This is a genomic window from Streptomyces sp. AA4 (genome assembly GCF_000158875.1).
In the GTDB taxonomy this organism is placed as follows: Bacteria; Actinomycetota; Actinomycetes; order Mycobacteriales; family Pseudonocardiaceae; genus Amycolatopsis.
Window position 1 is genome coordinate 1662194 of sequence record NZ_GG657746.1, and the last position, 13199, is coordinate 1675392.

Consider the following 13199-nt stretch of genomic DNA (forward strand, 5'->3'; position numbering starts at 1 on the left):
CCGTCAGCACAATCAACCTTCGGGGTGCCCCACGCAACCACCCAATAGCAATGTCGCCCCCAGGGCGACGAGCCGAACCCCCACCACACCCGCCCCCATTCCGCCATCCGGGCTCACCCATCCGGGGTGTCGACAGCGCCGACCCCCTTCCCGATGGCAGGATGGCAAGTCCGAGCAAGGGGGCGAGGTGAACGCGATGCGAGGTCAGGAGAACCTCCCCGAACTCTCCCTGCCCCCCACCGTGATCGCCGGACACCTGAGAACCTGCGCCGAAGAACTCTCCGCCCTCCTCCGAGGCGACGGCTCCGCGGCCACCCTCAGCGAACTCTCCGAGGTAGTCACCCAACTGGTAGCCGGACAGCACGCCCTCTCCCACGCCCTGGCGGGTCTCGCCGGCCGGATGGACGTCCGCAACCCAGCACTGGCCACCGTCTCGCCGTCCGAAGTAGAAGTCCTCACCGAAGTCCTCCAAGCGGCCGCCTGCGCGGTCAGCTGCTCCGCCGAGGAACTCTCCGACGCCGAACCGCTCTTCGAGTTCACGAGCGACTCCGCGGGACCCGACACCCGCGTTTGAGTAGTTCTACTCAGTCCCGATTGAGGGACTTCACGCTGCCGCGCGCCCGCGCCCGGACGGCAGACTTCTCCCCAACGCCGGGTGGTCGAGGGGGAACCGCTCCGCGTGCCTGCGGCGGAAGGCCTCCTGGGGAGGTGAGCTCTTCCGCCACGGTTCCGGGGACGGCCGTGGGGAGCGGCCGCCCCGGAACTCCCAGGTTCAGGAATCCGCGATCCGCGTCAGCAGCCCGGCCGCGAGCCGCAGCAGCTCCTGTTCGGTGGGGCTGAGCGTCCGTTCGAGGGCCGCGGCCAGCCAGGTCTCCCGCGCGACCGAGTACTCGCGCAGTTCCCGCAGCCCGGTCGGGGTGAGATCGATCAGCGACCGCCGCCCATCCGCCGGATCCGGGGTGCGCGTGATCCATTCGCGTTCGGCCAGCGAGGCCAGGATCCGTGTGAGCGACTGCGGATGGATCCGCTCGGCCTCGGCCAGTTCGCTCGGCGTGTGCGTGCCGCCCCGGTACAGCCGCGACAGCACCGCGAGCACGGCCGGTCCCGGAGCGGGCGAGCCCGCCTCGGAACGCATCCGCCAGTTCAACCGTCCGACGCCCTCGCGCACCGTCCGAGCCAGCGCCGCCAGCTCCTCGGCCCGGTGCCCGCCGGGTTCAGTCTCCATGCCGCCACATTAGGCGGTTTCTCCCCGCACCAGCGCGGCGTACCGGCCGTTCAGGGCGAGCAGTTCCGCATGCGTTCCCCGCTCGACGATCCTTCCCGCGTCCAGCACCGCGATCTGGTCCGCGTGCTCCACAGTGGACAGCCGGTGCGCGATCGCGATCGTCGTGCGGCCCGCGGCGAGCCGGTCCAGTTCCGCCTGCACCGCGCGTTCCGTGCGGTTGTCCAGCGAACTCGTCGCCTCGTCCAGGATCAGCACCGGCGGATTGCGCAGCAGGATCCGCGCGATCGCCATCCGCTGCTTCTCGCCGCCGGAGAACCGATAGCCGCGTTCCCCGACCACCGTGTCGTATCCCTCCGGCAGCGCGGCCAGCGTGTCGTGGATGTGCGCGGCCTTCGCGGCGTTCTCCAGCTCCTCGTCGGTGGCGTCCGGTTTCGCGAACCGCAGGTTCTCCCGCACCGACGCGTGGAACAGGTACGTCTCCTGCGAGACCAGCCCGACCCCGGCGGCCAGCGACGCGAGCGTGACGTCCCGGACGTCCGTCCCGTCCACGCACACCTTTCCCTCGGTCACCTCGTACAACCGCGCGACCAGGTAGGCGAGCGTCGTCTTCCCGGAACCCGTGGACCCGACCAGCGCCGTCGTCGTCCCGGCAGGCACGTCGAGATCGATATCGCGCAACGTCCACGGGCCCTCGTCGGCGTAGCGGAACGACACCCCGCGCATCGAAACCGCCCCGCCGCGGAGAACCAGCTCACGCGCGCCCGGCCGGTCGTCGATCTCCACCGGCAGGTCGAGCACCTCGAAGATCCGCCCGAACAACGCCTTCGCCGACGCGACGTTCTGGCCCACCGTCTGCATCGCCGTCGCCGGAGCGAGCAGCCGGTTCAACATGCTGGTGAACGCGACGACGGTGCCCAGCGAGATCGGCGCCGCCCCGCCGGCGAGTTCCAGCCCGGCCGCCCAGTAGACCAGCGCGGGAATGATCGTCAGGCTCATCGACCGCGCCGCGCGCTGCCACCGTCCGGCCAGCGCGGCACTGCGCTCCAGCGCCGCGACCTCGCGCGATTCCTCGGCGAACCGGTCGCGCATCAGCTTCGCGTTGCCCATCGTCTTGGCCAGCAGCACGCCGGTGACCGACAGCGATTCCTCGACGATCGTGGTCAGCCGCGCCATCCGCTGGGTCCGGCCGCGCGCGAGCTTCCGCTGCTTGCCGCCGAGGCGCAGGGTGAAGAGCAGGAACAACGGCACGACGACCAGCGACAACAGCGCCAGCTGCCAGTCCATGACCAGGATCGCCACCGCGATCGCGAGCGCCGTGGTGCCGTTCTGCACGATCGACGCCGCGGTCCCGGTCACGACGTTGTCCACGCCGCCGATGTCGTTGAACACCCGCGACAGCACCTCGCCGGTCTTGGTCCGGGTGTAAAAGCCCAGCGACATCCGCTGCAGATGGCTGTACACCGCGACCCGCAGCTCGTTCATCACGCGCTGGCCGATGGTGTTGGACAGCCCGGTGGTGCGCACGCTCAGCGCCCCGGACCCGAGCGCCGCCGCGATCATCCCCGCCGCCAGCAGGCTGACCAGCAGGGCGTCGCGGTGTGGCAGCGCGTGGTCCAGCATCTCGCGCAGCAGGAACGGCGAGGTGACGCCCAGCCCGGCCTGCACCACCAGCAGCGCGCACAGCCCGGCCAGCCCCCGCCGGTGCGGCCGGAAGAGGCCCGCGATGCGGCGGAACGGGACCTGTTCTTCCTCGTCCCCTGCCGGTTCGGCGAGCGTCGGACGCCGGACAGTAGCTGATGTCATACGCCTATGTTTACTTAATTGCCGCGGCCGGTCGACAGGTTTTCGCTCAGCTGGCCAGTTGTCGTTCAGACAATTAGTAATCGAGTGCGTAGTACCCTTCCCGTACCCGTGAAGGCCGGGTGGCCGGGGCGGCTACCCTCGGAAGATGCCGGGGGTGCCGAGCACCGCCCGGCACGCGAACTTTCGACCCAGCTGGAGCGTGCACCCCCGTGTTCGACACCCTCTCCGATCGGCTCACCTCGGCCCTGCAGTCGCTCTCGCGCAAGGGCCGGCTGTCCGACGCCGACATCGACGCCACCGCGCGCGAGATCCGCATCGCGCTGCTGGAAGCGGACGTCGCGCTCCCAGTGGTCAAGGCGTTCATCGCGAAGATCAAGGACCGGGCGAAGGGCGCCGAGGTCTCCCAGGCGCTGAACCCGGCGCAGCAGGTCGTCAAGATCGTCAACGAGGAGCTCGTCGGCATCCTCGGCGGCGAGACGCGGCGGCTCAACCTGGCGAAGAACCCGCCGTCGGTGATCATGCTCGCCGGTCTCCAGGGCGCGGGCAAGACGACGCTGGCGGGCAAGCTGGCGATGTGGCTGAAGAAGCAGGGCCACGCGCCGATGCTGGTCGCCTGCGACCTCCAGCGGCCGAACGCGGTCAACCAGCTGCAGATCGTCGGCGAGCGCGCGGGCGTCACCACCTTCGCGCCGGAGCCGGGCAACGGCGTCGGCGACCCGGTCGACGTCGCCCGCCGCGCGATCGAAGAGGCCAAGCACGCGCAGTACGACATCGTCGTGGTCGACACCGCGGGCCGCCTGGGTGTCGACGAAGAGCTAATGAAGCAGGCCGCGGACATTCGTGAGGCCGTGCAGCCGGACGAAGTCCTGTTCGTGGTCGACGCGATGATCGGTCAGGACGCGGTCACCACGGCCGAGGCGTTCCGCGACGGCGTCGGCTTCACCGGCGTGGTGCTCACGAAGCTCGACGGCGACGCCCGCGGTGGCGCCGCGCTGTCCGTGCGCGAGGTCACCGGCCAGCCGATCCTCTTCGCGTCCAACGGCGAAAAGCTCGAGGACTTCGACACGTTCCACCCGGACCGGATGGCCTCGCGCATCCTGGGCATGGGCGACGTGCTGACCCTGATCGAGCAGGCCGAACAGCACTTCGACCAGGAGCAGGCCGAACAGGCCGCGCAGAAGCTCACCAGCGGGCAGCTCACGCTGGAGGACTTCCTCGAGCAGATGCTCGCCGTGCGCAAGATGGGCCCGATCGGCAACCTGCTCGGCATGCTGCCCGGCGCGGGCCAGATGAAAGACCAGCTCGCCGCGGTCGACGACAAGCAGCTGGACCGGCTCCAGGCGATCATCCGCGGCATGACGCCCGCCGAGCGCGCCGACCCGAAGATCATCAACGGCTCGCGCCGGCTGCGCATCGCGAACGGCTCCGGCGTGACCGTCCGCGAGGTCAACGACCTGGTCAACCGCTTCTTCGAGGCGCGCAAGATGATGGCGCAGATGGCCGGCCGGTTCGGCTTCGGCGGAGGCGGCGGGAGCAAGAACCGCAAGGGCAAGAAGGGGAAGAAGGGCAAGAAGGGCCCCACGCAGCCGAGGATGCGCGGCGGGCTGCCCGGCGGCATGCCGATGCTGCCCCCCGGCGGCGGGATGCCCGGCGGGATGCCGGACCTGTCCCAGCTCGGCGGCATGAACGACGTGCCCGGCTTCGACCCGTCCAAGTTCAAGCTGCCGAAGGACCCGAAGAACAATTGAGCCCGCTGCACCTGTCCGGCACCGTCCTGCCCGACGGCGAACCGCGTGACCTCTGGATCCAGGACGGAAAGCTGTCCTTCGAGCCGATTTCCGGCGCGGAGACGCTGTCGACCGGCGGATTCGTGGTCCCGGGACTCGTCGACGCGCACTGCCACCCGGGTCTCGGCCCGAGCGGCGGGCTGACGGTGGAGGAGGCGGCGGACCAGGCCGCGACCGACCGCGACGCGGGCACGCTGCTGATCCGCGACTGCGGCCTGCCGCTCGACGTCCGGCCGCTGCAATCGCGCGCCGACCTGCCCACGATCATCCGCTGCGGACGCCATCTGGCGCTGCCGAAGCGGTACCTCCCCGGGTTCGCGATCGAACTGGACGATCCGGCGCTGCTGCCCGAGGCGGTCGCCGAACAGGCCCGCGACGGCGACGGCTGGGTCAAGCTCGTCGGCGACTGGATCGACCGCGGCCAAGGCGACCTCGCCCCGCTGTGGCCGGACGACGTGCTGGCCGAAGCCATCCGCGTCGCCCACGGTCTCGGCGCGCGCGTCACCGCGCACGTGTTCGGCGAAGCTGCGTTGCCGGGCTTGATCGACGCGGGCATCGACTGCCTCGAACACGGCACCGCGTTGTCGCCGGACCAACTCGCCGAACTCGCGCGCCGCGACGTCGCGTTGGTGCCCACGCTCATCAACATCGAGAACTTCCCGGGCATCGCGGACAAGGCAGGCAAGTACCCCACGTACGCGGCTCACATGCGCGCGCTGCACGCCGGTGTGGCTGACATGGTCTCTTCGGCGGTCGAAGCGGGCGTACGCGTCTTCGCAGGCACGGACGCGGGCGGCATGGTCGCGCACGGCCGTATCGCCGACGAGATCGAAGCACTCCACCGCGCGGGCATGTCGCGTACGCAGGCCCTCGCGAGCGCCTCCTGGGAAGCTCGCGAATGGCTGGGCCACCCCGGCATCGAACACGGTGCCCCGGCGGACCTGATCGTTTACGCGGACGACCCGCGCACCGACCTCGCCGCCCTGCACCACCCGACTCATATCGTCTTGGGCGGCACCGTCTTCCGCTGACCCTCGCGGACTCCCCGGCGGGCAGGAAACCGCGACCCCGCCTCGATGCGCCACACCACCGGCACATAGCGTGAACCCGTGGCCGAAGACGGTGGGGGAAAGCGAATTCTGGGCGCCCATTGGGCATTCGCCGCGTTCTTTTCCGGAGTAGCCGGCTACTACCTCGTCACCCTCCTCACCGCGTCCGCGTTCAACCGGCACGTCGGCGACGACGATCCGGTCGAGGCGTACGCGGGACCGTTGCTGCTCCTGGCGTTCCTGCCGAACCTGGTCCTCGGCCTCGGCCCGGCGATCGCTTCGCTGCGGTACGGCTCCGGCCTCGAACGCGACTTCGGGCTCCGCGTCCGGGGCCGCGACCTCCGCATCGGCCTCGCCTGCGGACTGCTCGCGCTCGTCGCCGGATTCGTGCTCAACGCCGCCGAAATCGCGGTCTTCGGCGGCGACGAAGTGTCCGACAGCCCGCTCACCGACCTGCCCGACGTGTCGGGCGACAGCCCGGTCTGGCTGATCGCGACCGCGCTCGCGCTGGTCGTCGCCGTCCCGCTCACCGAGGAACTGCTTCTGCGCGGGGCGCTGTGGAAGGCCCTGCTGCACTACCGGATCCCGCCGTGGGTCGTGCTCGTGCTCACGTCGCTGGTGTTCGCCCTCCTGCACGGCGAGACCACGCGCACGATCGCGCTGTTCGGCCAGGGTCTCGTCCTCGGGCTGGCGCGGCATTATTCCGGCCGGACCTCGGCGAGCGTCCTCGCGCACGCGGCCAACAACCTGCCGCCCGCCGTGCTTCTCTTCACCGGACATTGAGGGAAACCGGTGACCGTCCGAGTACTGTGCGAAACCATTCCGGCCGCTAGGCTCGACCAGTGAGCAGAGCGAGCACGGGGAGGCGGGCGTGACCACATCACAGCCCCGTGAACCGCTTTCTCGCGCGCTCTCCCCGGAGGACTTCGTGGCCGAACCGACCGCGTTCCCGCCACATCGCTGGGGATTCGGGGCGTTCCTGCTGGTCGAGGCGGTGCTGCTGGCGTCGGCCGCGTTCATCGGCGCGCTGTCCGGGCCGACCGCCGCGGGCAGGCCGCTGCCGATCGGCACGGTGCTGCTCGGCACGATGCTGCCCACCATGATCGCGGCCGGTGTCGCGGTGCTGGTCACCGTCCTGCGCGGCAACGGACCGAAGCTCGACCTGCGGCTCGAATGGCGCTGGGCGGACGTCTGGACCGGGCTCAAATTCGGCCTGCTCGGCCTCGTGCTCACGTCGCTGAGCGCCTACGTCTGGACCCAGCTGGTCGGCACGGCGGACGCGACGTCGGCGATCAGCGCGCTGGTCGACGACCGCAAGATGTCCGTGCCCGCCGCCGCGGTGATGTTCGGCTACCTCTGGCTGCTCGGGCCGATCTGCGAGGAGATCATCTACCGCGGCCTGCTCTGGGGCGCGGTCGAACGGCTGCAGTGGCGCAGCGAGCGCTGGGGCCGGGTCGCCGCGTTCCTGCTGTCCACCGCGGTCTTCGCGGCGAGCCACCTGGAACCGCTGCGCACCACGCTGCTGCTGGTGATCTCCATCCCGATCGGGCTGGCCCGGCTGTCCACCGGGAGGCTGGCGGGCAGCATCGTCGCGCACGCGGTCAACAACTTCCTGCCCGCGGTCGCGATCCTGCTCGGGGCGCTCGGCCTCGCGTCGTTCTGAGCGCCCGCCGGGCCTCGCTCGGGAGCCCCTGCGCAGGGACAACGACGGCATCTGGCAGAATGTTTGCTTGCCCGCTTCCGCCGGACCCTCTCGCCGTGTGGAAGCTCCTGACCTCCGGGCGCCGCAAGCCTGTCCCCACGGGTTCGGCGCGCGCCCTGCACCACACAGCACTGAGGAGTACCCACACCCGTGGCCGTCAAGATCAAGCTGCAGCGCCTCGGCAAGATCCGTGCGCCGTACTACCGCATCATCATCGCCGACGCGCGCACCCGCCGGGACGGCAAGGCCATCGAGACGATCGGCAAGTACCACCCGAAGGAAGAGCCGAGCTTCATCGAGGTCGACACCGAGCGGGCGCAGTACTGGCTGGGCGTCGGCGCGCAGCCGACCGAGCCGGTCCAGCGCATCCTCGAGATCACCGGCGACTGGCAGAAGTTCAAGGGCCTGCCGGGAGCCGAGGGCACCCTGAAGGTGGCCGAGCCGAAGCCGTCCAAGCAGGACCTGTTCAACGCGGCGCTGGCCGCGGCCGGCGAGGAGCCCTCCACCGAGGCCGTCACGCCGAAGAAGAAGTCGGCCCCGAAGAAGGCCGAGGCCGAGAAGGCAGAAGCCGCTGAGGGCGAGAAGTCCGAGTGAGCTTCCTCGCCGACTCCCTCGAGCACCTGGTGCGCGGGATCGTCGACAACCCGGACGAGGTCCGGGTCGAGCTGCTGACCACGCGTCGTGGCCGCACGCTCGAGGTGCACGTCCACCCCGACGATCTCGGCAAGGTGATCGGCCGGGGCGGGCGCACCGCGACCGCTCTGCGCACCGTGATGGGCGGCATCGGCGGCCGCGGCGTCCGCGTGGACGTCGTCGACACCGATCGCTGACCCGGATTCTCGGAAACGGTCAGGTATGGACGTCGTAGTCGGCCGTATCGCGAAGGCGCACGGCATCCGCGGCGAGCTCGCGGTCGACGTGCGCACGGATTCGCCGCAGGAGCGGTTCGCGATCGGTGCGGTCGTCACGACGAAGCTGCGCGACGGCAGCACGAGAGAACTCACCATCGCAGCCGCCCGCGAACACAGCGGGCGGCTGCTGGTGCGTTTCGAGGAAGTGCTCACGCGCGACGTCGCGGAAACCCTCCGCGGCGCCCTGCTGCTGGCGGACACCGATTCGCTGCCGCCCACCGGCGACCCGGACGAGTTCTACGACCACGAACTCGCCGGTCTCCGCGCCGAACTGACCGACGGGACGGTCGTCGGCAAGGTCGTCGAGGTCGTTCACTCGCCGGCCGGGGAACTGCTCGAACTCGATCACGACGGACGCTCCGTGTTGGTACCTTTCGTCCGCGCCATCGTCCCGGTGGTGGATGTCGCGGGGGGCCGGGTCGTGCTCGATCCGCCCGAAGGCCTCCTCGACGCTGACTGAGGGGGAGTTCGTGAAGTTCTGGACGAAGGCCGCCTTCGCGGCCGTGCTGGCCACCGCTTTCGCCGCGCCGCCCGCGCAGGCCGCTTCGCCGGTGTACGGCGACTTTTCGCTGATGTTCCAGCGCAGCGCCGGCCAGTACGCCCCGCCGGGGGAGAAGGCGTTCCAGTGGGCCTGGTCGCCGCAGTCGGCCACCGAATCGCAGATCACCTGGGGCGACCCGGTCACGTGGCCGCCCGCGACCGCCGAGCACTTCGTCCGCTCGGGCGACTGGGTCCTGATCGACGGCTGGGACGGCAACGGCACGTACTACACGGAACGGGTCACCGAAGAGTCCGTGTGCACCGGCGCCACCTGCACGCCGATCCCTTCTGACGGCGGACGCCAGCACTACGTGCGCTGGACGGTTCCGTCCACCGACTACCGGCTCGTCGCGCGCGGCACGATCACCGAGCAGAGCTCGGGCAAGGTCGTCCGCTTCGAACACCTGCAGACCTGGGGCGCGCCCGCTCCGTGCTCCAGCGCCCGTTTCGGGGCGCGCACCTGCGTCACGCAGACCGAAACCTGGTCGGACGACAACGGCCTGCCCGCCGGGTCGCCGATCCGCGAGACCCTGCACCGCAGCATCAAGATCGCGAAGGGGCTGGGCATGGCCTTCTCGATCGACCAGGACGTCCCGAGCCCGTGGCACGCCGAGGCCACCGAGTACTGGAACTGGTAACCGCTTGCGCATCGACGTCGTCACCATTTTCCCCGAGTACCTGGACCCGCTGCGCGCCGCGCTGCTGGGCCGGGCGATCGACCGCGGCCTGATCGAGGTCGGCGTGCACGACCTGCGCGACTGGACCCACGACGTGCACCGCGCGGTCGACGACGCGCCGTACGGCGGCGGTCCCGGCATGGTCATGAAGCCGCAGATCTGGGGCCCGGCGCTGGACGACGTGTGCGGCGAAGGGACCCGGCTCGTGGTCCCGACCCCGGCGGGCAAGCCGTTCACCCAGGAGCTGGCGCACGCCTACGCCGAGGAAAAGCACCTGGTGTTCGCCTGCGGCCGCTACGAGGGCATCGACCAGCGGGTCGTGGACGACGCGGCCCGCCGGATGCCGGTCGACGAGGTCTCGATCGGCGACTACGTGCTGGTCGGGGGAGAGGCCGCGGTGCTGGTGATCGTCGAGGCCGTGGTCCGGCTGCTGCCGGGCGTGCTCGGCAACGCGCGGTCGGCGGCCGAGGATTCCTTCTCCGACGGCCTGCTCGAAGGCCCCAGCTACACGCGCCCGGAGGTGTGGCGCGACCTGGCGGTGCCGGACGTGCTGCGCTCGGGCAACCACGCGCTGATCGACCGCTGGCGGCGCGACCAGGCGCTGCGGCGCACCGCCCGGCGGCGGCCGGATCTGCTGGCCCAGCTGCCCGAGGGCAGCCTGGACAAGCGGGACCGCGAGGTCCTCGAAGGGCTGGACGACCAGCCCGGATAGGCCCCGTGCGAGGTCTTCCGGGGCCTCTGCCATAATGGATTAGTTGGCGTGACGCGTCGTGCTTTACCAACGCTCGCAGCGGCTGTTAGGCCGCGACGCCAACCGTGAATGCCATCAGCCCCGGGCTAGTCGCAGTGAACTTCACTGCGCGCTCAAGCTGTACGTAAGCCACACGAATACGAGGACGGACCACCGATGAACACCCTGGACGCGCTGGACGCGCAGTCACTGCGTTCCGACATCCCGGACTTCCGCCCCGGCGACACGCTCAAGGTGCACGTCCGCGTCATCGAGGGCAACCGCGAGCGCAACCAGGTCTTCCAGGGCGTCGTGATCCGCCGTCAGGGCGGCGGCATCCGGGAGACCTTCACCGTGCGCAAGGTTTCGTTCGGCGTCGGCGTCGAGCGCACCTTCCCGGTGCACTCGCCGAACCTGGCCGAGGTCGAGGTCTTCAAGCGCGGCGACGTCCGCCGGGCGAAGCTGTACTACCTGCGCGAGCTGCGCGGCAAGAAGGCCAAGATCAAGGAGCGCCGCGAGAACCGCGAGACCACCTCCGCCTCCTGAGTGACGAGTCGGTTACCGGTAGCCTGGCGACGTGGTCGAACCTGTGTCGCGGAACGCCGATGAGGACGGCCCCGAACGCCCGGAGGAGGACCAGGAACGGTCCGGCGGGCGTCGGGGGTCGCACCGGCGAGGCAAGTCCTCGAAAAAGCGGTCGTTCTGGAAGGAACTGCCGATCCTGATCGTGATCGCCCTGGTGCTCACGATCCTGATCCAGGCGTTCCTCGCCAAGGTCTACATGATCCCGTCGGGATCCATGGAGGCCACGCTGCACGGCTGCCCCGGCTGCACCGGCGACCGGATCCTGGTCGACCGCGTCACCTACGACTTCACCGAACCCTCCCCGGGGGACGTGATCGTGTTCAAGGGCCCGCCCGCGTGGACCGAGAACGAGATCGCGCCGCAAGAGTCGAGCAACATCGTCGTCCGCGCGCTGCGCGGCCTCGGCTCGCTGGTCGGCTTCGCGCCGCCGGACGAGCGCGACTTCGTCAAGCGCGTCATCGCCACCGGCGGCCAGACCGTCCAGTGCTGCGACGACCGCAACCGGGTGATCGTCGACGGCAAGGCCCTCGACGAGCCGTACATCCACTGGGAAGACCCCAATCACCGCGTGCAGGAGTCGTTCGCGCCGGTGAAGGTCCCGCAGGGCGCGGTCTGGGTGATGGGCGACAACCGCAACAACTCCGCCGACTCGCGCTATCAGGGCGGCGGCGGGCCCAACGGTGCGGTGCCGGTCGACGACGTCATCGGCAAGGCGCGCGTCATCGTGCTGCCGCCGAGCCGCTGGGGCGGGATCTCGGACCACAATCCGCAGCAGAACGCCCAGCCGGTCGCGCTCGGCGCGCCCGCGTGGCAGCAAGGGCTGCCGCTCGGCATCGGTTTCGCCACCGCGGTGCCGACGCTCTTCGTCGGACGCCGGTTGAAGGCGGGCCTCCGCAAGGCGGCCGGCCGGAGACGGTAAGCGGTGCGCTCCGTCGTCCGCGACTCCCGGGTGGTGTTTCGGTGACTCTCCCTTCTCCCCGCATTCCGGCAGAACCGCTGCGCCCGCCTCGTGCGGTGGTGCGCGGCGAGTTGTTCTGGGGTCTGCAAGGCGCACTCGAACGACGCGGCCTCGGCCCGGTCGCCGGGGTCGACGAAGCCGGTGCCGGAGCCTGCGCGGGCCCGCTCGTGGTGGCTTCCTGCGTGCTCCGTCCCGGCGACGCCGCGCGCTTGCCCGAGCTGACCGATTCGAAAATGCTCACCGCGAAGGCCCGGGACCGCGTGTACGACCGGGTCCTGCAGCGCGCGCTCGACTACTCGGTGATCGTCATCCCCTCCGAGCAGGTGGACCTGCTCGGCATCCGGGTGATGAACCTGGAAGGCATGCGCCGAGCCGTCGCCGGACTGCGCACCCATCCCGGATACGTCCTCACCGACGGGTTCCCGGTTCCCGGCATCCCCGCGCCGAATGTCGCGGTGATCAAGGGGGACCGCAGCGTCGCGAGCATCGCGGCGGCGTCGGTGCTGGCGAAGGTGACGAGGGACCGGATCATGGCCGGCCTGCACGAAGAGTTGCCGGTATACGGCTTCGACGTGCACAAGGGCTACAGCACGTCGGACCATCTGGCTGCGCTGAGTGAACACGGCCCGAGCCCGGTGCACCGCTGGTCCTACACGAATGTGGCCACCGTCGCCCTCGCGCACGGAGTCACTGCCCCGCATCCGGTCGTGCTCACCTACGCTGCACTGGAGAATGCCCTGGAAAAAGCGGGCGGGCCGGTCCGTGCCCCGGGCCGCTCGGTGGGTAAGAATGAACGCTCCGCCGCCGGAGCAGGACGAACGCGAGGAGGGGCGCGGATTTCATGAGCGCAGAGGATCTCGAGAAGTACGAGACCGAGATGGAGCTCTCGCTGTACCGCGAGTACCGCGACATAGTGGGCCAGTTCTCGTACGTGGTGGAGACCGAGCGGCGGTTCTACCTGGCCAACGCGGTGGACGTCCAGGTCCGCGACGGCGGCGGCGAGGTGTACTTCGAGGTGCGCATGTCGGACGCCTGGGTGTGGGACATGTACCGCCCCGCCCGGTTCGTCAAGCACGTCCGGGTCATCACCTTCAAGGACGTCAACGTCGAAGAACTGGACAAACCCGACCTGCGGCTCCCCGAGGACGGCCCGTTCTCGGGCTGACCTCCGCACGTTTTCGCCACGAGGCCACCCGGCATCTGTCCGGGTGGCCTTCGTCGTTCTCTGCCCC

16 protein-coding genes are annotated in these 13199 nt (G+C 70.1%); 14 read left to right on the forward strand and 2 right to left on the reverse strand.

From position 1 onward, the window contains the following. Positions 1-196: 196 nt before the first annotated feature. Positions 197-574 carry a hypothetical protein gene (locus SSMG_RS07780; RefSeq protein ID WP_037716763.1) on the forward strand — a complete coding sequence of 126 codons (378 nt, stop codon included), beginning with the start codon at positions 197-199 and terminating at the stop codon, positions 572-574. A gap of 198 nt (positions 575-772) precedes the next feature. Here SSMG_RS07780 and SSMG_RS07785 read toward each other — a convergent pair whose 3' ends face one another. Both SSMG_RS07785 and SSMG_RS07790 read right to left on the reverse strand, forming a co-directional pair. Then, positions 773-1225: a MarR family winged helix-turn-helix transcriptional regulator gene (locus tag SSMG_RS07785; RefSeq protein ID WP_009074437.1), complete on the reverse strand. Its 453-nt coding sequence runs from the start codon at positions 1223-1225 to the stop codon at positions 773-775. Between the two features lie 9 nt (positions 1226-1234). Then, complete coding sequence (locus SSMG_RS07790; protein WP_037712929.1) at positions 1235-3028, reverse strand: ABC transporter ATP-binding protein; 1794 nt, start codon at positions 3026-3028, stop codon at positions 1235-1237. A gap of 209 nt (positions 3029-3237) precedes the next feature. Between SSMG_RS07790 and ffh the strand changes: the two genes are divergently transcribed. The 13 genes from ffh to SSMG_RS07855 all read left to right on the forward strand — a co-directional run bounded on the left by ffh (position 3238) and on the right by SSMG_RS07855 (position 13132). Then, positions 3238-4776 (forward strand): signal recognition particle protein, encoded by a 1539-nt coding sequence (ffh, locus tag SSMG_RS07795; RefSeq protein WP_009074441.1) that lies wholly within the window; start codon positions 3238-3240, stop codon positions 4774-4776. Next, positions 4773-5846, forward strand: a complete 1074-nt coding sequence (locus tag SSMG_RS07800; protein WP_009074444.1) for an amidohydrolase family protein — start codon at positions 4773-4775, stop codon at positions 5844-5846. Before ffh ends, SSMG_RS07800 begins: the two co-directional genes overlap by 4 nt. Before the next feature lie 78 nt (positions 5847-5924). Further along, positions 5925-6647 (forward strand): CPBP family intramembrane glutamic endopeptidase, encoded by a 723-nt coding sequence (locus SSMG_RS07805; RefSeq protein WP_009074446.1) that lies wholly within the window; start codon positions 5925-5927, stop codon positions 6645-6647. Positions 6648-6735: 88 nt separating this feature from the next. After that, positions 6736-7527: a CPBP family intramembrane glutamic endopeptidase gene (locus SSMG_RS07810; RefSeq protein WP_037712931.1), complete on the forward strand. Its 792-nt coding sequence runs from the start codon at positions 6736-6738 to the stop codon at positions 7525-7527. A gap of 189 nt (positions 7528-7716) precedes the next feature. Next, the gene (gene rpsP, locus SSMG_RS07815) at positions 7717-8160 is read left to right on the forward strand and encodes a 30S ribosomal protein S16 (RefSeq protein ID WP_009074451.1); all 444 of its coding nucleotides are present in this window, start codon (positions 7717-7719) and stop codon (positions 8158-8160) included. Further along, complete coding sequence (locus SSMG_RS07820; protein ID WP_003103110.1) at positions 8157-8396, forward strand: RNA-binding protein; 240 nt, start codon at positions 8157-8159, stop codon at positions 8394-8396. Before rpsP ends, SSMG_RS07820 begins: the two co-directional genes overlap by 4 nt. Positions 8397-8421: 25 nt before the next feature. Continuing rightward, positions 8422-8937, forward strand: coding sequence for a ribosome maturation factor RimM (rimM, locus tag SSMG_RS07825; protein WP_009074464.1), 516 nt, complete (start codon positions 8422-8424; stop codon positions 8935-8937). Between the two features lie 10 nt (positions 8938-8947). Then, a complete protein-coding gene (locus SSMG_RS07830) occupies positions 8948-9655 on the forward strand; it encodes a hypothetical protein (protein WP_037712937.1) in 708 nt (235 codons plus the stop codon). Positions 9656-9659: 4 nt separating this feature from the next. After that, positions 9660-10406, forward strand: a complete 747-nt coding sequence (gene trmD, locus SSMG_RS07835; protein ID WP_009074468.1) for a tRNA (guanosine(37)-N1)-methyltransferase TrmD — start codon at positions 9660-9662, stop codon at positions 10404-10406. A 195-nt stretch (positions 10407-10601) separates the two neighbouring features. Further along, positions 10602-10970, forward strand: coding sequence for a 50S ribosomal protein L19 (gene rplS, locus SSMG_RS07840; protein ID WP_009074470.1), 369 nt, complete (start codon positions 10602-10604; stop codon positions 10968-10970). A gap of 31 nt (positions 10971-11001) precedes the next feature. Next, positions 11002-11928: a signal peptidase I gene (gene lepB, locus SSMG_RS07845; RefSeq protein ID WP_037712939.1), complete on the forward strand. Its 927-nt coding sequence runs from the start codon at positions 11002-11004 to the stop codon at positions 11926-11928. A 41-nt stretch (positions 11929-11969) separates the two neighbouring features. Then, positions 11970-12812, forward strand: coding sequence for a ribonuclease HII (locus SSMG_RS07850; protein ID WP_199785835.1), 843 nt, complete (start codon positions 11970-11972; stop codon positions 12810-12812). Further along, positions 12809-13132, forward strand: a complete 324-nt coding sequence (locus tag SSMG_RS07855) for a DUF2469 domain-containing protein (protein ID WP_003096226.1) — start codon at positions 12809-12811, stop codon at positions 13130-13132. The genes SSMG_RS07850 and SSMG_RS07855 overlap by 4 nt, the downstream gene beginning before the upstream one ends. The last annotated feature ends 67 nt before the right edge of the window (positions 13133-13199 follow it).